The sequence below is a fragment of the Isoalcanivorax pacificus W11-5 genome (genome assembly GCF_000299335.2).
Classification (GTDB): Bacteria; Pseudomonadota; Gammaproteobacteria; order Pseudomonadales; family Alcanivoracaceae; genus Isoalcanivorax; species Isoalcanivorax pacificus.
Map to the genome: position 1 here is coordinate 3,525,685 of NZ_CP004387.1, position 25,901 is coordinate 3,551,585.

25 protein-coding genes and 1 tRNA gene are annotated in these 25,901 nt (G+C 64.7%); 7 read left to right on the plus strand and 19 right to left on the minus strand.

Annotated features, from left to right (window positions below; all coding sequences use genetic code 11):
• Nucleotides 1-24 precede the first annotated feature (24 nt).
• Nucleotides 25-2,529 carry a ribonuclease R gene (rnr, locus tag S7S_RS15780; protein ID WP_008733419.1) on the minus strand — a complete coding sequence of 835 codons (2,505 nt, stop codon included), beginning with the start codon at nucleotides 2,527-2,529 and terminating at the stop codon, nucleotides 25-27.
• A 237-nt stretch (nucleotides 2,530-2,766) separates the two neighbouring features.
• On the opposite strand from rnr, the gene S7S_RS15785 reads away from it, so the two are divergent.
• From S7S_RS15785 to S7S_RS15795, 3 genes are all read left to right on the plus strand, one after another.
• Nucleotides 2,767-2,853 (plus strand) — tRNA-Leu (locus tag S7S_RS15785).
• A 112-nt stretch (nucleotides 2,854-2,965) separates the two neighbouring features.
• Nucleotides 2,966-3,238 (plus strand): hypothetical protein, encoded by a 273-nt coding sequence (locus S7S_RS15790; RefSeq protein ID WP_008733417.1) that lies wholly within the window; start codon nucleotides 2,966-2,968, stop codon nucleotides 3,236-3,238.
• A 245-nt stretch (nucleotides 3,239-3,483) separates the two neighbouring features.
• On the plus strand, nucleotides 3,484-3,699 hold the full coding sequence (locus tag S7S_RS15795) for a DUF4287 domain-containing protein (protein ID WP_008733415.1): 216 nt from the start codon (nucleotides 3,484-3,486) through the stop codon (nucleotides 3,697-3,699).
• An 18-nt stretch (nucleotides 3,700-3,717) separates the two neighbouring features.
• Here S7S_RS15795 and S7S_RS19370 read toward each other — a convergent pair whose 3' ends face one another.
• From S7S_RS19370 to miaA, 9 genes are all read right to left on the minus strand, one after another.
• Nucleotides 3,718-3,876, minus strand: a complete 159-nt coding sequence (locus S7S_RS19370; RefSeq protein ID WP_008733414.1) for a YqaE/Pmp3 family membrane protein — start codon at nucleotides 3,874-3,876, stop codon at nucleotides 3,718-3,720.
• A gap of 150 nt (nucleotides 3,877-4,026) precedes the next feature.
• Nucleotides 4,027-5,325, minus strand: a complete 1,299-nt coding sequence (locus S7S_RS15805; protein WP_008733413.1) for an adenylosuccinate synthase — start codon at nucleotides 5,323-5,325, stop codon at nucleotides 4,027-4,029.
• 23 nt (nucleotides 5,326-5,348) lie between these two features.
• The gene (locus S7S_RS15810) at nucleotides 5,349-6,530 is read right to left on the minus strand and encodes an ATP phosphoribosyltransferase regulatory subunit (protein WP_008733412.1); all 1,182 of its coding nucleotides are present in this window, start codon (nucleotides 6,528-6,530) and stop codon (nucleotides 5,349-5,351) included.
• Nucleotides 6,531-6,532: 2 nt separating this feature from the next.
• Nucleotides 6,533-6,730: a DUF2065 domain-containing protein gene (locus S7S_RS15815; protein ID WP_035203012.1), complete on the minus strand. Its 198-nt coding sequence runs from the start codon at nucleotides 6,728-6,730 to the stop codon at nucleotides 6,533-6,535.
• 107 nt (nucleotides 6,731-6,837) lie between these two features.
• Nucleotides 6,838-7,866 (minus strand): protease modulator HflC, encoded by a 1,029-nt coding sequence (gene hflC, locus S7S_RS15820; protein WP_035203009.1) that lies wholly within the window; start codon nucleotides 7,864-7,866, stop codon nucleotides 6,838-6,840.
• On the minus strand, nucleotides 7,866-9,047 hold the full coding sequence (gene hflK / locus S7S_RS15825; protein WP_008733408.1) for an FtsH protease activity modulator HflK: 1,182 nt from the start codon (nucleotides 9,045-9,047) through the stop codon (nucleotides 7,866-7,868). The genes hflC and hflK overlap by 1 nt, the downstream gene beginning before the upstream one ends.
• A 113-nt stretch (nucleotides 9,048-9,160) precedes the next feature.
• On the minus strand, nucleotides 9,161-10,537 hold the full coding sequence (gene hflX, locus S7S_RS15830) for a ribosome rescue GTPase HflX (RefSeq protein WP_008733406.1): 1,377 nt from the start codon (nucleotides 10,535-10,537) through the stop codon (nucleotides 9,161-9,163).
• Nucleotides 10,538-10,620: 83 nt separating this feature from the next.
• The gene (gene hfq / locus S7S_RS15835; RefSeq protein WP_008733404.1) at nucleotides 10,621-10,902 is read right to left on the minus strand and encodes an RNA chaperone Hfq; all 282 of its coding nucleotides are present in this window, start codon (nucleotides 10,900-10,902) and stop codon (nucleotides 10,621-10,623) included.
• Between the two features lie 406 nt (nucleotides 10,903-11,308).
• Nucleotides 11,309-12,295, minus strand: a complete 987-nt coding sequence (gene miaA, locus S7S_RS15840; RefSeq protein WP_008733402.1) for a tRNA (adenosine(37)-N6)-dimethylallyltransferase MiaA — start codon at nucleotides 12,293-12,295, stop codon at nucleotides 11,309-11,311.
• Nucleotides 12,296-12,556: 261 nt separating this feature from the next.
• Here miaA and S7S_RS15845 point away from each other — a divergent pair, with 261 nt between their 5' ends.
• Nucleotides 12,557-13,336 (plus strand): hypothetical protein, encoded by a 780-nt coding sequence (locus S7S_RS15845; RefSeq protein WP_008733401.1) that lies wholly within the window; start codon nucleotides 12,557-12,559, stop codon nucleotides 13,334-13,336.
• A gap of 29 nt (nucleotides 13,337-13,365) precedes the next feature.
• Here S7S_RS15845 and mutL read toward each other — a convergent pair whose 3' ends face one another.
• From mutL to S7S_RS15865, 4 genes are read right to left on the minus strand one after another with little or no spacing between them, the layout of a single operon-like run.
• Entirely contained in the window at nucleotides 13,366-15,198 is a 1,833-nt protein-coding gene (gene mutL / locus S7S_RS15850) for a DNA mismatch repair endonuclease MutL (RefSeq protein WP_008733399.1), read from the minus strand.
• Nucleotides 15,198-16,568 (minus strand): N-acetylmuramoyl-L-alanine amidase, encoded by a 1,371-nt coding sequence (locus S7S_RS15855; protein WP_008733398.1) that lies wholly within the window; start codon nucleotides 16,566-16,568, stop codon nucleotides 15,198-15,200. The genes mutL and S7S_RS15855 overlap by 1 nt, the downstream gene beginning before the upstream one ends.
• Nucleotides 16,565-17,053: a tRNA (adenosine(37)-N6)-threonylcarbamoyltransferase complex ATPase subunit type 1 TsaE gene (tsaE, locus tag S7S_RS15860; RefSeq protein WP_008733397.1), complete on the minus strand. Its 489-nt coding sequence runs from the start codon at nucleotides 17,051-17,053 to the stop codon at nucleotides 16,565-16,567. Before tsaE ends, S7S_RS15855 begins: the two co-directional genes overlap by 4 nt.
• Entirely contained in the window at nucleotides 17,050-18,543 is a 1,494-nt protein-coding gene (locus tag S7S_RS15865; RefSeq protein ID WP_008733396.1) for an NAD(P)H-hydrate dehydratase, read from the minus strand. Before S7S_RS15865 ends, tsaE begins: the two co-directional genes overlap by 4 nt.
• Nucleotides 18,544-18,615: 72 nt before the next feature.
• Here S7S_RS15865 and queG point away from each other — a divergent pair, with 72 nt between their 5' ends.
• Nucleotides 18,616-19,659: a tRNA epoxyqueuosine(34) reductase QueG gene (gene queG, locus S7S_RS15870; protein WP_035203006.1), complete on the plus strand. Its 1,044-nt coding sequence runs from the start codon at nucleotides 18,616-18,618 to the stop codon at nucleotides 19,657-19,659.
• 4 nt (nucleotides 19,660-19,663) lie between these two features.
• On the opposite strand, the gene S7S_RS15875 is transcribed toward queG, so the two are convergent.
• From S7S_RS15875 to S7S_RS15885, 3 genes are all read right to left on the minus strand, one after another.
• A complete protein-coding gene (locus tag S7S_RS15875; RefSeq protein ID WP_008733394.1) occupies nucleotides 19,664-20,056 on the minus strand; it encodes a hypothetical protein in 393 nt (130 codons plus the stop codon).
• 156 nt (nucleotides 20,057-20,212) lie between these two features.
• Nucleotides 20,213-21,319, minus strand: a complete 1,107-nt coding sequence (locus S7S_RS15880; protein ID WP_008733393.1) for a fatty acid desaturase family protein — start codon at nucleotides 21,317-21,319, stop codon at nucleotides 20,213-20,215.
• 16 nt (nucleotides 21,320-21,335) lie between these two features.
• Nucleotides 21,336-22,409 carry a ferredoxin reductase gene (locus S7S_RS15885; RefSeq protein WP_035203003.1) on the minus strand — a complete coding sequence of 358 codons (1,074 nt, stop codon included), beginning with the start codon at nucleotides 22,407-22,409 and terminating at the stop codon, nucleotides 21,336-21,338.
• A gap of 135 nt (nucleotides 22,410-22,544) precedes the next feature.
• Here S7S_RS15885 and fabR point away from each other — a divergent pair, with 135 nt between their 5' ends.
• Nucleotides 22,545-23,207: an HTH-type transcriptional repressor FabR gene (gene fabR, locus S7S_RS15890; protein ID WP_008733390.1), complete on the plus strand. Its 663-nt coding sequence runs from the start codon at nucleotides 22,545-22,547 to the stop codon at nucleotides 23,205-23,207.
• Nucleotides 23,208-23,297: 90 nt separating this feature from the next.
• Here fabR and orn read toward each other — a convergent pair whose 3' ends face one another.
• Both orn and S7S_RS15900 read right to left on the minus strand, forming a co-directional pair.
• A complete protein-coding gene (gene orn, locus S7S_RS15895; RefSeq protein ID WP_008733387.1) occupies nucleotides 23,298-23,843 on the minus strand; it encodes an oligoribonuclease in 546 nt (181 codons plus the stop codon).
• Complete coding sequence (locus S7S_RS15900) at nucleotides 23,840-24,715, minus strand: SDR family oxidoreductase (protein WP_008733385.1); 876 nt, start codon at nucleotides 24,713-24,715, stop codon at nucleotides 23,840-23,842. The genes orn and S7S_RS15900 overlap by 4 nt, the downstream gene beginning before the upstream one ends.
• A gap of 90 nt (nucleotides 24,716-24,805) precedes the next feature.
• Here S7S_RS15900 and rsgA point away from each other — a divergent pair, with 90 nt between their 5' ends.
• Nucleotides 24,806-25,855 (plus strand): small ribosomal subunit biogenesis GTPase RsgA, encoded by a 1,050-nt coding sequence (gene rsgA, locus S7S_RS15905; RefSeq protein WP_008733383.1) that lies wholly within the window; start codon nucleotides 24,806-24,808, stop codon nucleotides 25,853-25,855.
• The last annotated feature ends 46 nt before the right edge of the window (nucleotides 25,856-25,901 follow it).

The window sequence follows — 25,901 nt, forward strand, 5'->3', positions numbered from 1 at the left end:
GGCGCGGTGCGCCGCGCCTGATCGTTACTTACGGCGTGCCGGCTTGCCGCTTTTCGCGGTGCCCTGCCTGCTGCCCTGGGAGCCGGCGGCCTTGCCGCCGCTCTGCTTGCCCGGTCGCGCAGCCGCCTTTTTGTCCGGCGCCCGCTTGCCCTGGGAGCGCTTGCCCTGGTTGCCCTTGCCCTTGGCCGGCACGCCGCCGTCTTTCGGGAAACGGCCCTCGGCCAGCGCCTGGCGCACACCGCCCTGTTTGCGGCCCTGGCGCGGCTGGTCCTGCGCCAGCTGCAGGTCGATCTTGCGATCTTCCACATGCACGGCAGCGACCTGCACCCGCACGGCGTCGCCGAGACGGAACTGGCGCCCGGAGGATTCCCCCACCAGCATGTGGCGCTTGTCGTCGTGGTGGTAGTAGTCGCTGTCGAGGTTGGCCACATGCACCAGACCGTCGACATACAGCTCGTTGATCTGCACGAACAGGCCGAAATTGGTCACGCCGCTGATCACGCCCTCGAACACATCGCCAATGTGCTGCTGCATGAACTGGCACTTGAGCCACTGCACCACATCACGGGTGGCGTCATCGGCCCGGCGCTCGGTCATTGAGCAGTGTTCGCCCAGTTGCACCATGGCGGCCTGGTCATACGGCAGGATGCGCTGGCGCGGCAGCTTCGCCAGCTTGCCCGGATTGTGGGTGTGCTTGGACACTTCGCCACTGCGAATCAGATAGCGGATGGCCCGGTGCACCAGCAGGTCCGGATAGCGGCGGATCGGCGAGGTAAAGTGCGTATAGGCGCCGTAGGCCAGACCGAAATGGCCCTTGTTCTCGGCGGCATAGCGCGCCTGGGTCAGCGAGCGCAGCATCACGGTCTGGATCAGAATGCGATCGGGCCGCTCACCAATGGATGCCGACAGTTTCTGGAACACCGCCGGCTTGGCGTCGCCGTCTTTTTCCGACCAGGCCAGGGTCAGGCCCAGCGGGCCGAGGAACTCCTTCAGCGTCTGCAGTTTTTCCTGCTTCGGCGGCTCGTGGTTACGGAACAGGGCCGGCAGGCCGGACTGCTCCAGCAGGCGTGCGGCACAGATGTTCGCCGCCAGCATCGCCTCCTCGATCATCATGTGCGCCACGTTGCGACGCACCGGCTCGATGGCGCGGATCTTTTTCTGTTCGTCGTACAGGATGCGTGTTTCCACGGTATCGAAATCAATCGCACCGCGTTCGTCACGCCGCTTGCGCAGTGCCTGGTACAGCGCGTGATACTCGGTCAGCATGCTGCGCAGGTCTTTATCCAGTTCCTCGCGCACGGCCTGCCCTTCCGGACTGTCCGGCCGTTCAATGAAGGCACCGACCTTGGTATAGGTCAGGCGCTTGCGCGAGCGCATCACGCCCTCGGCAAAGGTAAAGCCGGTGATGCGGCCATTGCCGGAAATCTGCATTTCGCAGAACAGGCACAGGCGGTCCACATCCGGGTTCAGCGAGCACAGGCCGTTGGAGAGTTTCTCCGGCAGCATCGGGATCACCCGGTTGGGGAAATACACCGAGGTGCCACGGCGGTGCGCCTCTTCGTCCAGCGCCGCGCCGGGCTGTACGTAGTGCGACACGTCGGCAATGGCCACGATCAGCCGCCAGCCACGCCGCCAGCGGCGCTTCTCGATATAGACGGCATCGTCGAAGTCGCGCGCGTCCTCGCCATCAATGGTGACCAGCGGCAGATCGCGCAGGTCAACGCGGCCTTTCTTGGCCTTCTCCGCCACGGTGTCCTCGATGGCGGCCGCTTCCTGCTCCACGGCAGCCGGCCACACAAACGGGATGTCGTGACTGCGTAGCGCCACGTCCACTTCCATGCCCGGCTGGTCCGGTGAGGCAATCACTTCCAGCAGCCGCGCCTGCAGGCGCGGGTCGCGCTGGTCGGGGTACTGCATGATCTCGGCCCGCACATGGTCACCTTCACGCAGGCTCAGCCCGTTCATGTCGGCGATCAGCACATCGGTGGTGATGCGGCGGTTGGCCGGCTCGATACATGGCCCGGCGGAGGTGCGGATGTAGCGGCCCACGATGTCCGTGTTGGCGCGCTCGATGACCTCGACAATACGCCCCTCGCGCTTGCCGAAACGGTTGCGGCCCTCGGCGCTGACCAGCACCCGGTCGCCGTCCAGCACGGCCAGCATCTGGCGCGGGGAGATGAACAGGTCTTCAGCGCCCGGCTCGTCCGGAATCACAAAACCGAAGCCATCGCGGTGCCCCTGCACACGGCCGGGAATCAGGTCCATGCGCTCGACAATGCCGTACTGGCCACGGCGGTTCTCCACCAGCTGGCCATCACGCAGCATGGCTTTCAGGCGCCGGCGCAGCGCCTCGCGGTCCTGCTCGTCGTCGCCGATCTGCAACAGCACTTCAAGCTGATCACGGGTCAGCGGGCGCCCCTCGTCATTCAGCACCTGGAGGATCAGTTCCCGGCTGGCCACCGGGCGTTCATAGTTCGACGCTTCGCGGGCCGCGTGCGGATCACGGTAGCGTCTGGTTTTCTTGCTCATGAAATATCGTCTTTCCCTGGAATAGGCCCCTCGTTGGGGGGATACGAAGGCGGCGCCGGCTGGCCCCGCCCGATGAATGGGTTGTCATTGTGCCCATAGTGGGGCCAGACCCTGCCCCACGCAACCGCAGGCGTCACCGTTCACTGTGAAATTTCGCAAGAAAGGTTTGACACGGGGAAACCTTATACTAGAATACGCGCGCTTTCCGGTTGAACGTAACAACGCTCCCGGGAACGAGCCGAGGTGGTGAAATTGGTAGACACGCTAGCTTCAGGTGCTAGTGCTCGAAAGGGCGTGGAGGTTCAAGTCCTCTCCTCGGCACCAATTTCAAAAGGCTCCCTTTGGGAGCCTTTTTTGTTTTCAGGCCGGCTTCCCGGCCACATCATGGCCGCATCCGTGCCACTGACACCTTCCAGGGACTGACCGGAGACCTCCCATGAACTCTGTCAACCCGAACACCGCACACACCCGCCCCCCACAACGCCGCAGCACCCCGTTGCGTTTTTTGGCCGCCCTGCTGATGGTGCTCAGCCTGCACCTGCTGCCGCCCACCGTGAGCGTGGCCCAGGCCGATAATGCCTCGATCCAGGCCATGCAGCAGGAAGAAGCCGAACGCGCCGAGCGTCGCCGCCCGGTCATGATCCTGTTCCCGGCCGGGGCCGCACTGATCACGCTGATCCTGGTGCTGACCATCAAACGCCGAAAGTGAAGCGTCCGTAGGGTGGGTAGAGCCAAAGGCGAAACCCACCGGGACCATGTAACGCACTGCTCGCACACAATCAGCGGAACTACCTACCTCCCAAGCCAGGTGATTTCGATGACTTTGCGGGAGTGAATGGTGGGCATGGACACGGTGGGTTTCGCCTTTGGCTCTACCCACCCTACGGCGCTGTCGAATTTCACACCTCGTGCACGACTAGCTGTGAAGGCTTTCTTTGCATAGCAGGAGGCACCATGGCAGCCAACAAACCGGTCAAAGGCCCGGCTTCATACTTCCCTTCCATCGAGAAAACCTACGGCCAGCCGATCGAGCACTGGCTCAAGCTGCTTGATGGCGTCAGGGACAAGAAACACATGGAACAGGTGGCGTTCCTCAAGACCGTGCACAAGATGGGGCACGGGCATGCCAATGCGCTGGTTGCGTATCACCGCGCGAGCGCGCAGACCTGACAGCCAGCCACTCCAGCCCTATCGCTTTGCGATGATGTACACCGCATGGATGACACCGGGCAGATAGCCCAGCAGCGTCAGCAGGATGTTCAGCCAGAACGCACCGCCAATCCCCACTTTCAGGAATACGCCCAGCGGCGGCAGCAGTACCGAAATCAGAATGCGCAGAATATCCATGGTCTGTCTCCCGGGCTGAAGTGAGTCTCCAGACTGCCGAAGCCGGCGTGCGGGAACAAGCGGGACAACGTAAAAGGCGGGAAAACAGCGGGCGCCGAATGGCAGGGTGTTGAAAAAGCCTGCCATCGGCGCCCGGCGCGGGTCTATCTGTCAGTCGAACGGGTGGCGCAGGACGATGGTTTCCACCCGGTCCGGGCCGGTGGAAATGATGTCTACCGGCGCGCCGGTGACTTCCTCGATGCGCTTGATGTAGGCCCGTGCATTGGCCGGCAGTTCTGCCAGCGTCTTGGCACCCAGCGTGGACTCCTGCCAGCCCGGCAGTTCTTCGTACACCGGCACCATGGTGGCGTAGGAATCCGCATCCCAGCCCGCACAGGCTTCCAGCGATTCGCCGGCGGCGTTGGTGTAGCCGACGCAGACACGCACCACATCCAGGCCGTCCAGCACATCGAGCTTGGTCAGGCACAGGCCGCTGATGGAGTTGATCTGGATCGCGCGCTTGAGCGCCACGGCGTCGAACCAGCCACAGCGGCGCGGACGGCCGGTGGTGGCGCCGAACTCGTGGCCACGCTCGGCCAGGCGACGGCCGGTGTCATCGAACAGCTCGGTCGGGAACGGACCGGAACCGACGCGGGTGGTGTAAGCCTTGGTAATGCCCAGCACGTAATCCAGGTACAGCGGACCGAAACCGGAACCGGTGGCGGTGCCGCCGGCCGTGGTGTTGGAGGAGGTCACGAACGGGTAGGTGCCGTGGTCGATATCCAGCAGCGTGCCCTGCGCGCCTTCGAACATGATGCTCTCACCGGCCACGCGCTTGGCGTGCAGCACGGCGGTGACGTCGGTGACCATGTCGCGGACGTTGTCGGCCAGCGCGATGGTTTCATCCAGCGTCTGCTGGAAGTCCACCGGCTCGGCATTGTAGTAATGCCGCAGCACGAAATTGTGATAGTCGAGCAGCTCGCCCAGCTTGGCGGCAAAACGCTCGCGCTGGAACACATCACCCAGGCGCACGCCACGACGCGACACCTTGTCTTCATAGGCCGGGCCGATACCGCGTCCGGTGGTGCCGATCTTGGCCTCGCCCCGGGCGCGCTCGCGGGCCTGGTCCAGCGCCACGTGCACCGGCAGGATCAGCGGACAGGACGCGCTCAGGCGCAGGCGTTCGCGCACCGGCACACCCTTCTCTTCCAGGCCGGTGATTTCCCGGAGCAGGGCATCCAGGGCCAGTACCACCCCGTTGCCGATCAGGCACTGCACGCCTTCGCGCAGAATGCCGGAGGGAATCAGATGCAGCACCGTCTTCTTGCCGTCGATCACCAGTGTGTGGCCCGCATTGTGGCCACCCTGGAAGCGGGCCACACAGGCCACCTGATCGGTCAGCAGATCAACGATCTTGCCCTTGCCTTCGTCACCCCACTGGGTGCCCAGAATTACGACGTTCTTGCCCATGGCCTGCAATCACTGTTCCTGATTCAGAATGAGAGGGAATGGAGCTGCCAGCGCTGGTCAGCAAACACCAGTTCACGATCACAACGCAGTTCAGCCGGGTCGTTGTCCGCCCCCGGCAGCGCCTGCACAACGCGCTCGCCCGCCGCGCGCAGGCGGGCGATTTCCGCCAGCAGGGCGGCATCTGCCCCGGCTGGCGCCAGAATGCCGGCCGCCCGTACAGGCGCGCCCTGGCAATCGGCAAGCAGTTTCAGGTCGGCACTGAAGCCGGTGGCCGGCCGCGCACGGCCGAACACTTCACCGATATGGTCGTAGCGGCCGCCCTTGGCCAGCGGCTCGCTGGCGCCGTCCAGGTAGGCGGCGAACAGGCAGCCGGTATGGTAGTGATAACCGCGCAGCTCACCCAGGTCGATGTGCACGCGCACATCCGGGTGCGAGGCGCTGATGCGCCCGGCCAGTTCGGCCACTTGCGCCAGTTCATCCAGTGCCGCAGTGCTGGCGGGGGCCAGCAGTGCACGGGCTTTTTCCAGCGCGCCCTCGCCCGCCAGCCAGGGCAGCGCGGAAAGCGCCGCCGCCAGCGGTGCCGGCAGGGTGCGCTCTTCCATAAAGGCATCCAGCTCGGTGCGTGCCTTGCGCAGGTAGATGTCGGACAGCGCCGCTTCGTCGGCATCATTCAGGCCGGCGCTGCGCACCAGCTCGCGATAGATGCCGACATGGCCCAGGTCCAGCGTCACGCCACGGGCGCCGGCCTCGGCCAGCGTCGCCAGCATCAGGCTGATCACTTCGGCGTCGCTGTCGACCCCGGCGTGGCCAAACAGCTCGACACCGACCTGGTAGGGGATGCGGGACGTGCCGGGCAGACCAATGCGAGTGCGCAGCGCGGTGCTGCAATAGCACAGCCGGCTCGGCCCCTGGCGCCGCAGGCTGTGGGCGTCGATGCGCGCCACCTGCGGGGTGATGTCGGCGCGTACGCCCATCATGCGCCCGGTGAGCTGGTCGGTGAGCTTGAAGGTTTCGCGCTCCAGGTCACGGCCGGCGCCGTTGAGCAGCGATTCCAGGAATTCGATCAGGGGCGGGAAGACCAGTTCGTAACCCCAGCGGGTATAGAGATCCAGCAGGCGACGGCGCAATCCTTCGATCACGGCGGCCCGCTCAGGCAGTATTTCCTCTACCCCTTCGGGCAGCAGCCACTGTTCTTCGCGGTTCATACTCAACTTGCGTGTTTCAGCAGGATCAACAGTCCGGCTCCGGCCGCCATGGCCAGGAAACCGAGCGCGCGCAGGGTGCGATCATCCATGCGGGAAAGCATGGCCGCCGCCTCGCGCAAATGGCGCGGCGACAGGAACAGGGCGATACCTTCAAGCACCAGCACCAGGCACAGTGCGCTCAACAGTAGCGTCCAGTCCATTCGACAGCCCGTCAGACAGCAAAACGCCGGACCCTGTCAGGGCCCGGCGGGCGCATGGTAGCACTTCATTCCAGCCCAGGCACCCATTGATCGGGTGCCGGCCGGGATCAATTGCCGCCGGCGCTCTTCAGGTAGCGGAAGAAGTCGCCATCCGGCTCCAGTACCAGCACATCCTGGCGGCTGTTGAACGTTTCGCGATAGGCCTGCAGGCTGCGGTGGAAGCGGAAGAACTCCTGGTTGCGGTTGTACATGCTGGCGTAGATGGCGGCGGCTTCGGCATCGCCGTCACCCCGGATCAGCTCCGCCTGACGGTAGGCATCGGCCAGCAGCACGGTCCGCTCCCGCTCGGCGGCGGCGCGGATCTTCTCGGCGCCCTCGCGGCCTTCGGACCGGTGCCGGGCTGCGTCGCGGGCCCGCTCGGCGCTCATCCGGGCAAACACCCGGTCACGCACCTCGTCCGGCCAGTCCACCTGCTTGACGCGAATATCCACCACGTCGATGCCGAAGTCTTCCAGCACATCCCGCTTGATTTCGGCCAGCACGTTGACCATCAGCTGTTCGCGGGCGTCTTCCGCCGGTGCCAGCTCTCCGGCTTCCTCGGCGCTGATCACCGGCGGCGGCGGCACGTCGCTGCTGCCGTCACCCACCTGCGGGGTGATGCTTTGCGGGTCGGCGGTGTCGGCAATCACTTCCTTGCGGCCGGCCACGACCTCCTGCACGGTCCGCTGCGCCACCTCGTTACGCAGCCGCTCGGCCACCCGCACGTTCAGACGCTGCTGGGCGATATCGCGCATGCGGTCGGAGTTGTTTGCCGCACCGCCACCGATCACCGTGACGTAGCGCTGCACGTCCTGCACGCGCCAGATCACGAACGAGCTGACATCCACCAGCTTGCGCTCGGAGGTCAGGTACGACTGCACCGGCAGCTCATAGGCCATGGCACGGCCATCGACACGCACCACCTGGTCGATGAACGGCACCTTGAAATGAATGCCCGGCTGGATATCGGTGCGCACGATTTCCTGGAAGCGCTTGAGCACCGCCCGCTCGGTTTCATTGATGATGAAGTAGGAATCCAGTACCGCGATGACCAGGAACAGCGCCGCGACCAGACCCATCAGTCCTCTCTGTGACATCAGCGAAGCTCCCTGTTGCGGCCATACAGACTGGTACTGCTGCTGCGTGATGATTGTGTGCCGGCGGCACCGCTGTCGGTGCTGCCGCTGGTGGCGCCACTACCGCTGCCGGTGCGGCTGCTGCCCGTGCTGCTGGAGGGCAGCTGATGTTCCATCAGCTTGTCCAGCGGCAGGTACAGCAGGCTGTCGCCGCCCTGCACATCCACCAGCACCTTGCTGGTGTTGCCGAGCACTTCTTCCATGGTTTCCAGGTAAAGACGCTCGCGGGTCACCTGCGGGGCGCGGGTGTACTCGGTGAGCAGCTTGCCGAAACGTTCAGCTTCACCCCGGGCACGGTCGACGATCTCGGCCTTGTAGGCTTCCGATTCCTCGATCAGGCGCTGGGCGCGGCCACGGGCTTCCGGAATGATGCCGTTGGCGTAGGCTTCGGCTTCTTTCTTGAAGCGGTCTTCGTCTTCACGGGCACGGGCCACATCCTGGAACGCCTCGCGCACGGCGGCGGGCGCCTCGGTGCTGTCGAGCACCACGGCCAGCACCAGCAGGCCGGTGGAATATTCGTCCAGGTATTCCTGCAGGCGCGCCTGCACGGCGGCACGTACTTCTTCCCGCTCGGTGCTCAGCACGGCATTGATGGTCTTGCTGCCGACCACATGGCGCAGCGCACTGTCGGTGGCGTTGCGCAGCACGGTGTCGGAGTTGGCCACTTTCAGCAGGTAGGCGGCCGGATCAAGGACCCGGTACTGCACTTCAAGGGTTACCCCGACGATGTTGGTATCGCCGGTCAGCATTTCTTCGCTCACCCGGTGGCTGTTGGCCTGGGTGACGTTGACCTTGTGGTATTCCTCAAACGGCGGCAGATGCCAGTTCAGGCCCGGCTCCACCACACGGTGCAACTTGCCGAAGCGCAGCACCACGCCCTGCTCTGCGGAATCCACCTGGAACGAGGCCCAGACACCATAGATGACCACCAGCACCACGACGACGATGCCGATCAGGCCGGCGCCACCACCACTGCCCTGGCTGCCGCCGCCACGCTTGCCGCCACCGAAGGCGCCGCCGAGCTTGTCCTTGAGATTCTTGATGACGACATCCAGGTCCGGGGGACCCTGATTATTGTTGCCACCACCGCCGCCCCCCCATGGGTCGCGCGGCTTCTGTCCGCCAGGTTCGTTCCAGGCCATCGGGTTCTCCGTTTACCAGGGTATGAAAAGTCCACGCAGGACTTTTTCAACCACAGTCATCAGCCACAGTTATCGTGGCGGGGCCGCTTGCGCGGCGTGAAATCTGTGCAATATCAATGAGAATGCGGGCGGCTTGGATTGTAGGAAGCGTCGCCGCCCCCTGCAACCGGCGCCACCGCCGCCACATCGGTTTCCGTCAGCCCTTCCGAGCGCAGCAGTCGCTGGAAATGGATGCGGTTTACCCGCACGCGCAGCAACATGTCACCCCGCTCGTCCGTTTCCTCGTTCAGCACTTCGCCGGCTTCGTGCAGCCGCGCACGCAGGCGTCCGGCGAACGCCGGCAAGCGCACCCACTGGTCCACCCAGCCGCTGGCCAGCCGCTCGGCCATCGCCTGGTGCAGCAGATCCAGGCCTGCGCCGGTCTGCGCCGACATCCACACACGCCAGGGCCGGCCCTGCTCGTCGCGTTCGATACGCGGTGTCTCGCCGAGCAGGTCCACCTTGTTATACACGTGCAGCACCGGCAATTCGTCTGCGCTGATTTCCTCCAGCACTTCGTTCACCGCATCGACGTTGGCGTCGCGCTCGGCCGCCGAACCGTCGGTGACATGCAGCAGCAGGCTGGCCCCGAGGGTTTCTTCCAGCGTGGCACGGAACGCATCCACCAGACGGTGTGGCAGATGGCGGATGAAGCCCACCGTGTCCGCCAGAATCGCCGGGCCGATGCCGGGCACGCGCACGCGCCGCAGCGTCGGGTCCAGGGTGGCGAACAGTTTGTCCGCCACGTAGACCTCCGCCTGCGTAAGCCGGTTGAACAATGTCGACTTGCCGGCGTTGGTATAGCCTACCAGCGAGATCAGCGGTGTTTCCGAACGCTCGCGGGCACGCCGGCCCTGGGCACGCTGGCTGCGCACCTTGAGCAGCCGGCCTTCGATGCTGCGAATACGCTCGCGCACCAGCCGGCGGTCGGTTTCGAGCTGGGTTTCACCCGGGCCGCGCAGGCCGATACCGCCCTTCTGCCGCTCAAGGTGAGTCCAGCCACGCACCAGCCGCGTGGACAGGTGCCGCAATTGCGCCAGTTCCACCTGCAGGCGCCCTTCATGGGTGCGTGCACGCAACGCAAAGATATCCAGGATCAGGCCGGTGCGATCCAGCACACGGCATTTCAGTGCCCGCTCCAGGTTGCGTTCCTGGGCCGGCGACAGGGCATGATTGAACAGCACGACATCTGCTTCGTGCGCCTCAACCACGTCAAGGATTTCCTGCACCTTGCCACTGCCGACGTAGGTCGCCGGGTCGGGGCGCTCGCGCCTGCCCAGTACTTCCGCCACCGGGCTCACGCCGCTGGAGACCACCAGATGGTGAAATTCCTCCAGGTCGTCAACACCCAGGCTGTCAGGTAATTCAAGATGGACCAGTACCGCGCGCTCCGCGGGGTGGTCAGGGGTCGCGCCGGTTTTCGGCGCATCGGGACGTTCAAAAAATTCCATAGAGTACCGGCTGGCAACAGATCAGACAGGTCTTCCGCCGGTCAACGGAACGGGCCGGCCATAACGGCCGGCCCGATGCAGGATCAGGCATTGCCTGCAAAGTCATCGCCTGGGCCAGGAGCACCCATGGCCGGGTTACCGCCACCCGGACCGGACGCACGCGGGTTACGTGCCGGCACAACCGTTGAAATCGCATGCTTATAGACCATCTGGCTGACTGCGTTCTTCAGCAGCACCACATACTGGTCGAAAGATTCGATCTGTCCCTGCAGCTTGATTCCGTTAACCAGGAAGATGGAAACAGGAATACGTTCCTTTCTCAGCGCGTTGAGAAAAGGGTCTTGTAGCGAGTGCCCTTTTGACATCGTTATCTCCTTGATTTCTCTCAATACAAAGCAGCGCCCCGAAGGAAACATCCAGAACAGGTTATGGGTCAGGTAATCCCCTTCCCCCTGCCGGACAAAGCATCCCCGGAGCAATCAGCGCAAAACACCGGGTTTCCCCGGACCTTTTTGTTTCAGATTGTTGAAATAGCGCGCCAAAGCTATTTTTCAACCCATGGCTGCCAATTTTTCTCTCAAAGTGAGAGGCGAATCCGCAAACCATGTCATCGCCGGACCGGCACACACAGTACCCGTACCAGCGAACGAGCCATCCCTGACCCGCCCCGGAAACCCGCTTGAAACAACGGGTTGCCGCATGTTCGTCATTCGCAAGGGGAAAAAGTTTCCGGCCAGTTCCCGGCCACCCCAAGCCATCAAGCTGCTGTAATCAAGGGCTACTAAACACCGATTCCGGCAGGCTTTCAAGCAGCGACAGTGCCCGGTCAGTCAGGTCGGGCGCATCGCTGTCGAGCCAGTGCAGCGCCGGCCAGCCACGCAGCCAGGTGAACTGCCGCTTGGCCAGTTGCCGGGTGGCGACGACGGCCCGACGGACCATCTCGTCGTAGTCATAGTCGCCGTCGAGATATTCCCATACCTGCCGGTAACCCACCGACCGCATCGCCGGCAGGCCAGCGTGCAACCCGGGCTCTGCCCGCAAGGCACGCACTTCTTCCACCAGCCCCTGGGCGAGCATGTCGTGCAGGCGTGCTTCGATGCGCGCGTGCAACAGGGCACGGTCCGGCGGCGCAATTGCCAACTGCATCACAGTATAAGGAAAGGCGTTTTCGCCGGCAGCACCGCCCGGCGCCTGACGGGCATGGTGCACCGACAGCGGCACGCCTGTCAGTTCATACACTTCCAGAGCACGTTGCAGCCGCTGGCGATCATTCGGCTTGAGTCGCGCGGCGGCTTCCGGGTCCACCTGTGCCAGCCGCGCATGCAATGCCGGCCAGCCGAGCCGTTCGGCATCTTCCGTCAGGCGCGCGCGCACCGCCTCGTCCGCCGGCGGCATGTCCGCCAGCCCGTCGCGCAGTGCGCGAAAATAGAGCATGGTGCCCCCGACCAGCAGCGGCACCCGGCCAGCGGCATGGATATCAGCTATCTCGCGCAGCGCATCGGCGCGAAACTCGGCCGCCGAATAGGGCTCGGCCGGATCACGGAACCCGAGCAAGCGGTGAGGCGCCTTCGCCAGCACCTCCTGCTCAGGTTTTGCCGCGCCGATGTCCAGGCCACGGTACACCAGCGCCGAGTCCACATTGATGATCTCCAGCGGCAACCGCTGCACCAGCGCCACGGCCAGCGCCGTCTTGCCGGAACAGGTCGGCCCCATCAGGAAAATCACGGGCGGCTGGGGGGATACGGGCATGGCAACCATCGGCTCACGAATACGGGCGCATGATACACCAGCCCCTGGCGGATGTACGGCGGGGAAAGACCGCCTCCACGCCGCCTGCTCTGCGCTTTGGTGTCCACACTGGCCTGTTCTGACCGGCGGGCGGGGAAACCCGGTGGGTATAGTCGGTGCCGGGAAGGGGAAACCCCGATTCAGTCTCTGCAATGTCTGCCGCGCCCGGCGTGGCGGATACCTATTGTCGTGCCCCGCCCGCAAACATCATTCACCAACAAGGAGAACATCATGCAAGGATTCTTTCGTATCACTGTGGTCGCGTGTGCGGCCATCGGGCTTTCGGCGTGCAGCACGGTCAGGCTGCTGACGTTCAACGCCCACGAGCAAAGCAAACCGGTGACGGGCAGTACCGTGCTGGTCAGCGCTGAATGGATTTGCTCCGAAAAAGCCGTGACCGAGCAAGTTGCCCTGGCCACCCTGGCCTACAACCTGCTCAGCAGCGAGGTGACCGGTTGGGCCGAACGAAAGAAAGCCCAATTTACGAAGACTTACGGGGGCATGGTGAATATCCCGCCGTCAAGTTGTGCGGGTAATGAGCGGCTCGAGGTCACCATTGGTCGCAGCGTCGTCAATGAGCGACAGCTCTCAAGGCTGGTGTTCGTTGCGGAGCCATTCAACAGTGACCACAGTGCCTGGCAGCTAAGCGCACAGAGTGTCGACCTGAGACATGCCGCAGCGCTGACCAGTCAAAAATCCGCCAGTGTGGACATGACCGTGACCATCTCGATCAGCACCGTCCAACCCAATGACAAGAACGTGCCAACGTTTACCAAACTGACGGAGCAAAGCCTCAACCTGCCGGCGGTTGCCCTGCCCAGCAGCGGCGCCATCGAACATCCTCCGGTATCGCCATTGTTTCCCGGGCTGCCTGCCGACAAACCACTCAACATCACTGTCGCTGTCACGGAAACCGGAACCGGCGGCGAGGATTTTGGCCAGCTGGTCAAACACGTCGAGGCCAATTCAGATCTGATTCGGGGCTATCTGTCCGAAGCCATCAAGGACTGAACGCAACATGAGCGGGGCATACGCCCCGCTCAGCGCCCGCGCAGAAACAGCTTGTCCAGTTCTTTCAGGCTGAGCTGCATCCAGGTGGGGCGGCCGTGGTTGCACTGGCCGCTGCGCTCGGTGGCTTCCATGTCGCGCAGCAAGCCGTTCATTTCATCCACACTCAGACGGCGGTTGGCGCGCACGCTGCCGTGGCAGGCCATGCTGGAAAACAGTTCGTCCATATGCCGTTCGATGCGTTCGCTGCTGCCGTGCGTGACGATATCGGACAGCACATCACGCACCAGCGCCTCCACATCCGCGCCGCGCAGCAGGGCCGGGATTTCCCTGACCACGAGGGTTTCCGGGCCAGCGCGCTCCGCAGTGAAACCGAGCCGGGAAAACACCTGCGGTTCGCTTTCGGCAAAATCCGCCTCCCGTGTGGAGACGGCCATCGACAGCGGCACCAGCAATGGCTGCGGCCGGACTTTTTCCTGTTCCCAGGCCAGCTTGAGCTGCTCGTAGGTGATGCGTTCGTGGGCGGCATGCATGTCCACCAGCACCAGCCCTTCGGCGTTTTGCGACAGGATATAGATGCCGTGCAATTGCCCCAGGGCAAACCCCAGGGGCGGCATACCCGAGGTGCGTTCTTCCGGCAACGGTGCCGCCGGCGTATCGGCAATCTGTGGTGCGTCGCTGAACAACGCACCGTATCGCTCAGCCTGTGCCACGCCATCGGTGCGCATCGGTGACGGGCTTTGCCACGCCTGGGGCGAACGCGGCGGCACCAGCGTCATGCTGGCCTGTTCCGTCAGGCCGCCCGGCTCTGCGCCCGGCATGCGCTCCACTGCACGCACTTCCGGCGCCGGCGTCTGGCCGGGACGCAGCTCGGCCACGGCGCGATGCAGGGAGCGGAACAGGAAGTCGTGCACCATGCGCTGTTCGCGGAAACGCACTTCGTGTTTGGTCGGATGGACATTCACATCCACCAGCGCCGGGTCCAGCTCCAGAAACAGCACATAGGCGGCGTGCCGGCCGTGATACATCACATCGCTGTAGGCCTGGCGCACGGCATGGTTCACCACCTTGTCGCGGATCACCCGGCCATTGACGTAAAAATATTGCAGATCGGCCTGCGCCCGCGAGAATGTTGGCAGGCCCACCCAGCCGTGCAACCGCAGCCCGGCGGCCTCGATATCGACGCTGACGGACTGTTCCATGAAGGCCACCCCACACAAGCGGCCGACCCGCTGTGCACGGGCAGCGTCATCGCGGGCCACCGGCAACTGGTGCACCACTTTCTGATTGTGCGAGAGCCGGAAGGCGGTATCGAATTCCGACAGCGCGATGCGCCGGAACACTTCTTCCAGATGATTGAACTCGGTTTTTTCCGTGCGCAGAAAACGCCGCCGTGCGGGGGTATTGAAGAACAGGTCGCGCATTTCCACCGTCGTGCCCTGCGGATGCGCCGCCGGGCTCACCACCGGCGCCATATCGCGGCCTTCGACCAGCACCTGCCAGCCTTCGGCGTCAGCGCCGTCATTGCTGGTCAGCGTCAGCCGCGACACGGAACTGATCGCCGCCAGGGCCTCGCCCCGGAAGCCGAGGCTGCCGATGGCCTCCAGATCTTCCACCGCAGCGATCTTCGAGGTGGCGTGGCGGGACAGCGCCAGCGGCAGGTCATCACGCGGGATGCCGCTGCCATTGTCGCGCACGCGTACCAGGCGCACGCCGCCCTGTTCAACGTCCACATTGATGTGTGCGGCACCCGCGTCGAGGGCGTTTTCCAGCAGTTCCTTGACCACCGAGGCGGGACGTTCGACCACCTCACCGGCGGCAATCTGGTTGGCCAGGCGAGGGTCGAGCAGTTGGATACGAGACATCAGGTTCCTGGAATCGTGAGCACCTGACCGACACGGATCAGGTCGCCATTGAGGCTGTTGGCGCTGCGCAGTGCATCTTCCGACACGCTGTAGCGGCGCGCGATGGCAGACAGTGTTTCACCCGGCTGGATGCGGTGGCTGGCAACGCTGCTGCCGCCGCGACGGCGCTGCTCGGCGAACCAGCTTCCCGGTGCCGGATGATGTTCGAAATAACGGCGCACGCCATTGAGGATCGCACGGGCCACTTTTTCCTGATGCTCGGCACTACGCAATTTGCGTTCTTCCTCCCGGTTGGAAATGAAACCGGTCTCCACCAGCACCGACACCATGCTCGGCTCGCGCAGCACGGCAAAATTGGCCTGTTCAACGGTGCGCCGGTCACCGTGCAGCTTGGTGATGCCGCCCAGTTCATCGAGCATTTCACGGCCCATGAACAGGCTGTGCGCCATGGAGCCGCTCATGGTCATGTCCGCCAGCACACCGAGCAGCCCGTTATTGTCCTTTTCTTCCTCGTACACACCGGCCACGCGGTCGGAGTCATTCGCCATGCGCGCCAGATAACCGGCGCGGGCGCTGGTGGCGCCATGGTTGGAGAGCGCGAACACCGAGGCACCGTGGGCGCGCGAATCGGTGAAGGCATCCGCGTGCAGGGAAATAAACACATCCGCGCCGTGCTGCTCGGCAGCAATGCGGCGGCGCTCGGCCAGCGGCACGTAATAATCGCCGTCGCGGATCATCACCGGCTCGATGCCCGGCGCGTCTTTCAGCAAGCGTTCCAGCCGCTTGGCAATCTGCAGCACGATGGTTTTTTCATACACACCGCTGGGGCCGATGGCGCCGGGGTCTTCACCGCCGTGGCCAGCATCGATGGCGACAATCATGCTGCGCGGGCCGGCCTGCTGCTCGACGATCTGTTCCATGCTGCGTACCGGTTCAGGCTCGCTGTCGAACAGGTCGACCACCAGCCGCCAGCCGTGCGGTTCGATCGGTTTCAGCAGGTTGGTACGCGGGCGCACGGCGCTGTTGAGATCCAGCACCACGCGGGTCATGTCGTTGGCGTGGCGGCCGACGCGCACGCCACTGATCGGGCCACCGGAGAGATCGAGGGAATTCATGTTGAAGTCGAGTTGGGTGTCATCCAGATCAATCACCAGCCGCTCGGGATTGCCGAGCCGGTCGACGCGATGCTCCACCGGCTCCTTGAGATCGAACACGATACGGGTGTGATCCGGGGCACGGTGCAGGCGCACGGATTCGATCACCTGTGAGGCCTGCGCAAACGGCGCGGCACACAGCGTCAGGAGAACAGCCAGCGCCGTCAGCAGGACGCGGAGCCGATCAGATTGTCGCTGGTGTCCGTATCGTGTCACACACGCTTCCCGTCGGTCTGACTGTCATGAGTGCGGCCATGAGTGCGGCCGGCCAGGGCACTGCCCGAAAGCACTGCCTCACGGCCGGGCAATTTCGCACTGAGCAGCAGGTGCAGGTCCGCCGCCGGCAGCACGCCACTGCCCCGTTGCGGCCATTCCACCAGACACAGGCACCCGCTGGCAAAATAATCGCGAATTCCCATCAGCTCCAGCTCCTCGGCATCGCCCAGCCGGTACAGATCAAAATGATATACATTGATCCCGTCCAGCTCATAGGGTTCCACGATCGTGTAGGTCGGGCTCTTGACCGCCCCCGCGTGGCCGAGTGCACGCAGCCAGCCGCGCACCAGCGTGGTCTTGCCGGCACCCAGGTCGCCTTCCAGATACACCACGCCGCCCTCGGGAAACCAGCGCGCCAGCTCCGCCCCCAGGGCTTCGGTGGCGTGTTCATCGGCCAGGTAACGCAGTGCGGCAGGTTCGTTCATGGGTTGAGGATCCGGGGCAGATGGGACAACAGGTCGGTGGCCAGCATGCCACGCTCTCCCTGGGCGACGGCCACGCGGTCACCGGCCAGCGCATGTGCCAGGGCGCCGCACGTAGCCGCTGCCGCAGGCGGCAGGCCCTGCGCCAGCAAGCCGCCGATCATACCACTGAGCACATCCCCCATGCCGCCAGTGCCCATGCCGGGGTTGCCGTAGCTGATCAGTGCGGGCCCTTGCCCGTCGCTGCCGATCAGCGTGCCCACCCCCTTCAGCAGCACCGTGCCGCCCGTCTCCGCCTGCAGCGCAGCCAGCGCGGCGAAGCGATCCCGCTGCACGCTGGCGGTGTCAGTATCCAGCAAACGCGCCGCCTCGCCCGGATGCGGGGTCAGCACCCAGTTGGCGCGGGGCGTGAAATCCACCGCGTCGCAGAGCAGGTTCAGGGCATCGGCGTCCACCACCAGCGGCAGTGCGCTGTCGAGAGCGGCGCGCAGCAACGTGCGGCCCCACTTTTCCTGCCCGAGGCCGGGACCGATCACCACCACGCTGGCACGCGCCAGCAGTGGCGCCAGGTCGGCGGTATCCTCGACGCCACGCACCATCATTTCCGGCTGGCGGGTCAGCAACGGCGCGCAGTGTTCCGGACGCGTCGCCACCGACACCAGCCCGGCACCACTGCGGCCGGCGGCCTGCGCCGCCATGATCACCGCGCCGCCGTAGCCATGATCGCCGCCGATCACCAGCACATGGCCATAGCGGCCCTTATGGCCGCCACGCTGCCGGCGCGGCAGCCAGTCGCTCAGCAACGCCGGCGAGGGGCGATGGCAACTGACCGGCACGGCGGTGTAATCCCCGGGCAGCACGTCCAGGTCATCGAACCAGAGCTGGCCACAGTGATCCCGGCCTTCGCCAGTGAGCAACCCCTGCTTGACGCAGATAAAGGTGATGGTGGCGCTGGCGCGCACGGCCAGCCCCATGACGGCGCCGGTATCGGCATTCAGCCCCGAGGGAATGTCCAGCGACAGCACCGGGCGATGGCCGGCGTTGAGGCTGCCGATCACCGTCGCCATGTCTGCCCGGACCCGGCTGGCCAGGCCGGTCCCAAGCAGCGCATCCACCACCAGATCGGTGTTATTCAATGCGGCCGGCAGGTCGGCCAGGGTGATGCGCGGCACGCGCTCCGTCTGCGCAGCCATCAGCGCCGCCTCACCCCTGAGCGCGGTTTCCGGCACCACGGGCAGCAGCACCGGCGCCAGGCCAGCCTCCGCCGCCAGCCGCGCCACCACATAGCCGTCGCCGCCGTTATTCCCACCGCCACAGCAGACCAGCAGCCGCCGCGCGGCCGGAAACTGCTGCCGCAGCACCGCCAGCGCGGCGGCGCCAGCGCGCTCCATCAGCGCCCCCTCGGGCAGGTCGTCCTGCGCCAGTGCCAGCCGGTCAATGGCGCGGCTGCCGTCCGTCGAGTAGAGCGATGTGGGCAATTCCAGTGTCGGCATGACTTGTACTTCGTTTACGCGGCCGGAGAATGTCGTGATTATACGCCACTCACTTTTTTACTGCGCCGGATCATGGACCTCACTGAGCTTGCCATGCACATCAAGACCTGGGGCCGCGAACTCGGCTTCCAGCAGGTCGGTATTGCCGATACCGACCTGAGCGCGGCGGAAGCACAGCTGAAAGCCTGGCTGGCCGCCGGCTACCACGGCGGCATGGACTGGATGCTCGCCCACGGCGACAAGCGCAGCCGGCCGGCGCAGCTGGAGCCGGGCACGCTGCGGGTGATTTCCGTACGCATGGATTACCTGCCACCGGACACTGCACCGATAAAACGGCTGAAACAGGGTGAAAAAGCCTACATCTCGCGCTACGCGCTCGGCCGCGACTACCACAAGCTGATTCGCAAACGGCTCGCACGGCTGGCGGAGCAAATCCGCGACGCCGCCTCGGACGCCGGGCTGGCTCGTGCCTTTGTCGACAGCGCGCCGGTGCTGGAAAAACCGCTCGCCGCCAAAGCCGGCCTCGGCTGGCAGGGCAAACACACGCTGATTCTGAACCGGCAGGCCGGCAGCTGGTTTTTTCTCGGCGAAATCTATACCGATCTGCCGCTGCCGGTGGATGCGCCCGTCACCTCACACTGTGGCTCGTGCAGCGCCTGTATCGATGTATGCCCCACTGATGCCATCGTGGCGCCGTATCAACTCGACGCGCGGCGCTGCATTTCCTATCTCACCATCGAGCACAAGGGCGACATCCCGGAGGCGCTGCGCGCACCGATCGGCAACCGGATTTTTGGCTGCGATGACTGCCAGCTGGTGTGCCCCTGGAACCGCTATGCGCGGCACACCGGCGAGACGGATTTTCATCCGCGCCACCAACTGGACGATGTGGCGCTGGTGACGCTGTTCAACTGGAGCGAGGAAGAATTCCTGCGCAATACGGAAGGCTCGGCGATCCGGCGCACCGGCTATGAGAACTGGCTGCGCAATATCGCCGTGGCGCTGGGCAACGGGCCGGCGTCGGAGGTGGCGATTGCCGCCCTCACCCGCCGGCTCGAGCACCCCTCGGCGATGGTGGTGCGCCATGTGCGCTGGGCACTGGCGCAGCTTGCCTGACGGTTTATTGTTCCAGTGCCAGGGAGCCGATCATCTCGCGCACCTGTTCGATCTCCTCGTTACGGTCCTCGTCGGCGCAACTGTAGGTGATCACCAGCGCCAGACGGTCCGCCGCCAGATACCAGAACTGCCAGAACTCCTCATCGCTGCGCTGCACGAAGGAGATGCCGCGAAAATCACCGACAATGACGCGCTCGGCCCGCAGGCCGGCCGCAAGCTGTTCCTCGGCCAGCATGTCCAGGTCTTCCGGCGTCACCGGCACATCCTTTTCCATGCCCGCCACCTGCAGCACCCCCACGCCATCGGGGTTGGAGAACAGTGCCACATCATCCATGTCTTCCGCGTCCCAGCCTTCCGGGACATCCAGTGACCAGCCGATTTCGTTGAAGTCAGACATACCAAGCGCCCGCAAATGACCAAGATGGGCGCAGTGTACTACAGCCCCGCACCGCGTCGCCCTCACAACGCTCACCAAAACGGCCGGAAATAAAAAAGGCCCGGTCACAACGTGACCGGGCCTGCGCCGAACGTCCCTGTTCTGCCCCCCGGCGGTTTACTCATTGACGACCAGACGACGGCCCTCCATCGATACCGGCTTGCTGGGCAGTGCGTAACGCAGAATGCGCCACACGACCTGGCCAAACTGCGACCACAGCGAGCCGGTGTTGTAATAGATGCCGTAGCGTTCACAGATGGCACGCACTTCCTGCGACATGGCGGCATAGCGGCGGGCCGGAATATCCGGAAAGAGATGGTGTTCTATCTGGTGGCTCAGGTTGCCGCTGAGAATATGAAATAGCCGCCCGCCACGCAGGTTTGAGGAGCCACGTAACTGACGCAGATACCACTGCCCGCGCGTTTCGTTCTCCAGCACGCTTTTCGGGAACACCTCGGCGTTGGCGGTGAAATGGCCGCAGAAAATGATCATGAAGGTCCACAGGTTGCGCAGGCCATTGGCCACCAGGTTACCGAGCAGCACCGGCAGGAAGAACGGCCCGGCAATGAGCGGGAAGAAGACATAATCCTTGAGCAGCTGCCGGCGCATTTTCCGGCCCACCGGGCGGAATTGCGCACGCAGCTCGGCGGCGCTCATGCGTCCGGCGAAGTACGCCCCCAGACGCAGGTCCTGGATCGCCACACCCCACTGGAACAGCAACGCAAAAATCACCGCGTACAGTGGCTGGCCGAGAAAGAACGGCCGCCAGCGCTGCTCGGGGAACAGCCGCAGCAGGCCGTAGCCCACGTCGTCATCCATGCCCTTGATGTTGGTGTAGGTGTGGTGCTTGAAGTTGTGCGTCTTGCGCCAGTTGTCGCTGGTGCCCACGATGTCCCACTCGTAGGTCTTGCCGTCGAAGCGCGGGTCGTTCATCCAGTCGTACTGGCCATGCATCACATTATGGCCCAGCTCCATGTTCTCCAGAATTTTCGACACCCCCAGCAGCAAGGTGCCCAGCAGCCAGGCTGGCGGAAACAGGCCGAAGAACAGCAGCCCCCGGCCAAGAATTTCGGTATAGCGCACGGCGGCGTGGATACGACGGATATAGCGCGCGTCAGCGTCGCCGATATCGGCCAGGGTGCGCTCGCGCAGGGCATCGATCTCGGCACCGAAACGGGTCACTTCATCGGCGCTCAGCGGGCGCCGGGATACTGCAGTGGTCATACGTGTTCTGTCCTGTTCACAAATCCAGTGTGATATCGGTGCGTGCCGTGCTGACGCACAGCTTCATGGCGCCCATCGGCTCCTGGCTCAGCCCGCCACCGAGCAGATCCCCGGTGGTGCCGGCCAGCTTGCCGCAGACGCAGGTGTTGCAGATGCCCATGCGGCAGCCGTGCGCCGGCCGCTCGCCCCGGGCTTCCAGCGCGGCCAGCAGCGGTGCGCCGGCGGGCACGCTCAGCACACGGCCACTGCGGGCCAGCGTGACCTGCACCGGCTGGCCCTCAACGACGCTGACATCCGGCAACGAAAACGCCTCTGCCTGGCATGTCGCCACGGCGCCCTCCAGCAGCGTCCGCACGGTGGCGACAAAGCCCGCCGGGCCGCAGACGTACGCCTGTTGCGCAGCAAGATCAGGCACCAGCGCGCGCAGCAGCGTTTCGTCCGGCCGGCCACTGTGTTCTTCCGGCAGCAACACACTTTCGCGGGTCAGCAGCCGCTGAACCGTCAATGACGGCAACCGGGCGGCAAGCTGGTCCAGTTCGCGGCCAAAACACAGGTCGGCGCGGGTGCGCGCCCAGTACAGCAGCGCGATCGGCGGCAGCGGACGCTCCAGTGTCGCGGCGGCGCGCAGCAGGCTCATCATCGGCGTAATGCCGGAGCCTGCGGCCACCAGCAGCCAGGGGCGCTCCAGCGACGGCTGCGTCATGTCACCGAAGGCCGGGCCAATCTCCAGCACATCGCCTTCGTCACAGCACTCCGTCAGCCATTCGCTCACCTTGCCGCCGGGCATTTTCTTCACTGTGATGGCCATGCGCCGCCGCCCCAGCCAGCTCGGGCTGTAGCTGCGGGTCAGCCGCACGCCGTTTACCGACACGGTGACGCTGACGTGCTGCCCCGGCGCAAAACCACCCACATGGCGGTTCGGCCGCAGCACCAGCGTGACGGTGTCGCGGGCCTCGACACGGCGCGCCAGCACCTTCGCCAGCGGCCGCTCCCAGCTCAGCGTGGGCGACAGATGCGACGCCCAGAAGTCGAACACCTGCGGGTTGACCAGCGGCGAGAGCATCCTTTTCAAGGGACCGGCAACGAGCATGTGGGGGCTTCCAATTGAATGACGGCGCGATAATATACATGTGTATATATATCTGTCCAGACATGCCACCGGTCATTCTGGGTTATTATTCCGCCCTTGCCGCACCTCCGTTCCAGGGCACATAGAGCAGAAGACATGAGCAGTAGCACCACCAACGACACCCCCACCCCGCGCCCGCACCAGGGCCGCCGCGCGGTGATCTCCCGGGAAGACCTGATGGCCGCCGCCCTGAAGCTGGTCGGCCCGCACCGCAGCGTCTCCACCCTGAGCCTGCGCGAGGTGGCCCGCGAGGCCGGCATCGCGCCGAACAGCTTCTATCGCCATTTCCGCGACGTGGATGAACTGGCCGTGACACTGATCAACCAGGCCGGCAGCGCCCTGCGGCAGATCATCGGCGAGGCGCGCACCCGCGCCACCTCCGAGCGCAGCGTGGTGCGCAGTTCCGTGGAGGCCTTTATGGAGCAGCTCCGCGCCGACCAGAAATACCTCCATCTGCTGCTGCGCGAAGGCACCGTCGGCTCCGACGCCTTCAAGGGCGCGGTGGAAACCCAGCTCGGCTTTTTCGAGGAAGAACTGTGCCAGGACCTGATCCGGCTGGCGGCGCTCAAACACACCGGCATCTACCAGCCACAACTGGTGGCGCGCGCCATCACCCGGCTGGTGTTCACCATGGGCGCAATGGCGATGGACATACCGGAGGAAGACCACCCGGCGCTGGTGGATCAGGTGGAGACGATGGTGCGGATGATTATTCTGGGGACGCAGAGTATGGCGCGGGACGCGGGGTCATCTCACTGACGAGGCAGCATCAGTATTTCTTTGCCCAATCTTAAACCGTCGCTCCAACCGAAAAGCCGGCGGCGCTGATTGTCCGCCGGCCTCGTCTGATCAGATCGAAAACACCGTCTTGCGGTAATACCGCAGCTCTTCAATCGAATCGCGAATATCATCCAGCGCCTGGTGCTTGCTGTCTTTCTTCACACCCGCCAGCAGCGACGGCGCCCAGCAGCGTGTCAGTTCCTTGATGGTGGATACATCCAGATTGCGGTAGTGGAAATAGGCTTCCAGCTGCGGCATTGCGCGCCACAAAAAGCGCCGGTCCTGGCAGATGCTGTTGCCACACATGGGCGATACGCCTCGCTCTACCCATTCTTCCAGAAAGGCCAGGGTCGCCGCTTCGGCCGCGCGTTCATCCAGTTCACTTTCACCGACGCGGTCGATCAGGCCGGAGTTGCCGTGCGTGGTGGTGTTCCATTCGTCCATCAGCGCCAGGACTTCCGGCGGCTGATGCACCGCCAGCACCGGCCCTTCGGCCAGCACATTGAGCTCCTTGTCGGTGACGATGGTGGCGATCTCGATGATGCGGTCTTCGTCCGGGTTCAGCCCGGTCATTTCCAAGTCGATCCAGATCAGGTTCTGTTTGCGGTCGGTCATGCGCTCAGTTCCTTGTCGGAGAAAGCAGGCAGCCCGGTGAGCTGCTCGGAAAGGGTCCATAGCCGGGTCTGGTCGGCCTTGTCGCGGGCACGGGCGGATGGCTGGCGCGGTTTGCAGCGCTCGAAGTAACCGCCCCGGCTCTTGCCGCCCTCGACACCGGAGGCCAGCCAGATGCTGGTGCGCGCGCCTTTTTCCGGGCTGATCAGGAACAGCTTCAACACCCGGGTAAAGGCGCGCTCATACCAGCGGTTTTCCGGCCAGATACTGGTGGAGACCGCCCCCGGATGCAGCGCGCTGACGGCGATGCCGGTGCCGGCAAGCTGGTCGGCCAGTTCACGGGTGAACAGGATATTGGCCAACTTCGACTGGGCGTAGGCGCGCATCACCCAGTAGTTGTCGGTCAGTTGCAGGTCGTCCCAGTGCATGCGGCCCATGCGGTGCGCTTCCGAGGCAACGTTGATGATGCGGCCCTCGGGCGCCATGGCCGGCAGCAGCAGGCGGGTGAACAGGAACGGGCCAAGGTGATTGGTGGCGAAGGTCAGTTCGAAACCGTCCTGGCTGGTTTCCCGGCTGACATTGGCCAGGCCGGCGTTGTTCAGCAGCACGTCGATCACCGGGAAGCGTTCGCGCACCTCCCTGGCGGCACGTCGCACGCTCTCCAGCGACGCCAGGTCCAGCGCCACCGTTTCAACACCTGCGCCCGGATGCGCGGCGCGAATCTGCTGCGCCGCCGCCTCGGCCGCCTGCGACCGCCGGCAGGCCAGCACCACGCGGGCGCCCATGCCGGCCAGCGCGGTGGCGGCCACCAGGCCGATACCGCTGTTGCCACCTGTGATCAGAACCGTCTTTCCCGCCATGGACGCTGCACTCATGCGTTGCTCCCTGCCTTGAATGGATCGCGGCTGTCAGGCCACGGACATGGCGGCTATAGTAGCAGCCCTGCGCCCCCACCCGGATACCTGATGAGCAAACGCCAACTCAACCGCCGCCAGCGCTGGCGGATCGAGAAAGTCCAGAACGAGCGCCTGGCGCGCGCGCAGCGCAAGCAGGCGCAGCAGGACGACGACGTGGCCGACCAGCTCGGCGATGAACAGGCCGGGCTGATCACCGCGCATTATGGCAGCAAGGTCGAGGTGGAAAGCCTGCTCGATGGCAGCCGTCAGCGCTGCCATTTCCGTGCCAATCTGGCGCAACTGGTGGTCGGCGACCGGGTGCTGTGGCAGCCGGCGCAAAGCAGCGGCGATGGCGTGGTGGTGGCCACCGACGAGCGCACCAGCGTGCTGTGCCGTCCTGACAACTACGGCAAGCTCAAGCCGGTGGCCGCCAACGTCGACCGCATGCTGATTGTGTTCGCACCGGCCCCCGTGCCGTCCAGCCAGCTGCTGGATCGCTATCTGGTGGCCGCCGAGCTGTCCGGCATCACGCCGGTGCTGGTACTGAACAAGGCCGACCTGATCGACGACGTGCTGCGTCCGCACTTCGACGAACTCAGCGCCATCTATCACGACCTCGGCTACCCGCTGCTGGAAGCCTCCGCCGCCGACGCACACGGCCTGAGCGCCCTGCGTGACGCCCTGGTGGGCCACACCTGCGTGTTTGTCGGCCAGTCCGGGGTCGGCAAATCATCGCTGGTCAACGTGCTGCTGCCGGACGCCGAACTGGCCACCAATGTGCTGTCCGATGTGTCCGGCCTGGGCCAGCACACCACCACCACCGCCCGGCTGTTCCACCTGCCCGACGGCGGCAATCTGATCGACTCCCCCGGCATCCGTGAATTCGGCCTGTGGCATATCGACGAGGACGAGTTGCTGCGCGGCTACCGGGAACTGGCGCCGCTGGCCGGCCATTGCCGCTTCCGCAACTGCTCGCACCTGCACGAACCCGGCTGCGCCCTGACCGGCGCCGTCGAGGCGGGCGACATCAGCGCCGAACGGCTGGAAAACTATTACCGCATCCGCGAAACGCTGGACGAGACGGCCCGCCAGCGCTACGACCGCAGCGACAACGACTGACCGCCGCCTGCATTTCCGCACGCGCTCCGGTAGAATCGAACGCCCC

Bases quoted from the DNA above. Each gene is read 5' to 3' on its own strand.
- S7S_RS15810 (WP_008733412.1), bottom strand. From the start codon at position 6,530: ATGAACCGCGAAGAACAGTGGCTGCTGCCCGAAGGGGTAGAGGAAATA.
- hflC (WP_035203009.1), bottom strand. From the start codon at position 7,866: ATGTCACAGAGAGGACTGATGGGTCTGGTCGCGGCGCTGTTCCTGGTC.
- S7S_RS15795 (WP_008733415.1), top strand. From the start codon at position 3,484: ATGGCAGCCAACAAACCGGTCAAAGGCCCGGCTTCATACTTCCCTTCC.
- rsgA (WP_008733383.1), top strand. From the start codon at position 24,806: ATGAGCAAACGCCAACTCAACCGCCGCCAGCGCTGGCGGATCGAGAAA.
- miaA (WP_008733402.1), bottom strand. From the start codon at position 12,295: ATGGTTGCCATGCCCGTATCCCCCCAGCCGCCCGTGATTTTCCTGATG.
- S7S_RS15790 (WP_008733417.1), top strand. From the start codon at position 2,966: ATGAACTCTGTCAACCCGAACACCGCACACACCCGCCCCCCACAACGC.
- S7S_RS15865 (WP_008733396.1), bottom strand. From the start codon at position 18,543: ATGCCGACACTGGAATTGCCCACATCGCTCTACTCGACGGACGGCAGC.
- S7S_RS15875 (WP_008733394.1), bottom strand. From the start codon at position 20,056: ATGTCTGACTTCAACGAAATCGGCTGGTCACTGGATGTCCCGGAAGGC.
- S7S_RS19370 (WP_008733414.1), bottom strand. From the start codon at position 3,876: ATGGATATTCTGCGCATTCTGATTTCGGTACTGCTGCCGCCGCTGGGC.
- S7S_RS15880 (WP_008733393.1), bottom strand. From the start codon at position 21,319: ATGACCACTGCAGTATCCCGGCGCCCGCTGAGCGCCGATGAAGTGACC.
- queG (WP_035203006.1), top strand. From the start codon at position 18,616: ATGGACCTCACTGAGCTTGCCATGCACATCAAGACCTGGGGCCGCGAA.
- S7S_RS15805 (WP_008733413.1), bottom strand. From the start codon at position 5,325: ATGGGCAAGAACGTCGTAATTCTGGGCACCCAGTGGGGTGACGAAGGC.
- fabR (WP_008733390.1), top strand. From the start codon at position 22,545: ATGAGCAGTAGCACCACCAACGACACCCCCACCCCGCGCCCGCACCAG.
- S7S_RS15885 (WP_035203003.1), bottom strand. From the start codon at position 22,409: ATGCTCGTTGCCGGTCCCTTGAAAAGGATGCTCTCGCCGCTGGTCAAC.
- orn (WP_008733387.1), bottom strand. From the start codon at position 23,843: ATGACCGACCGCAAACAGAACCTGATCTGGATCGACTTGGAAATGACC.
- hflX (WP_008733406.1), bottom strand. From the start codon at position 10,537: ATGGAATTTTTTGAACGTCCCGATGCGCCGAAAACCGGCGCGACCCCT.
- S7S_RS15900 (WP_008733385.1), bottom strand. From the start codon at position 24,715: ATGAGTGCAGCGTCCATGGCGGGAAAGACGGTTCTGATCACAGGTGGC.
- hfq (WP_008733404.1), bottom strand. From the start codon at position 10,902: ATGTCAAAAGGGCACTCGCTACAAGACCCTTTTCTCAACGCGCTGAGA.
- S7S_RS15815 (WP_035203012.1), bottom strand. From the start codon at position 6,730: ATGGACTGGACGCTACTGTTGAGCGCACTGTGCCTGGTGCTGGTGCTT.
- mutL (WP_008733399.1), bottom strand. From the start codon at position 15,198: ATGTCTCGTATCCAACTGCTCGACCCTCGCCTGGCCAACCAGATTGCC.
- tsaE (WP_008733397.1), bottom strand. From the start codon at position 17,053: ATGAACGAACCTGCCGCACTGCGTTACCTGGCCGATGAACACGCCACC.
- hflK (WP_008733408.1), bottom strand. From the start codon at position 9,047: ATGGCCTGGAACGAACCTGGCGGACAGAAGCCGCGCGACCCATGGGGG.
- S7S_RS15845 (WP_008733401.1), top strand. From the start codon at position 12,557: ATGCAAGGATTCTTTCGTATCACTGTGGTCGCGTGTGCGGCCATCGGG.
- rnr (WP_008733419.1), bottom strand. From the start codon at position 2,529: ATGAGCAAGAAAACCAGACGCTACCGTGATCCGCACGCGGCCCGCGAA.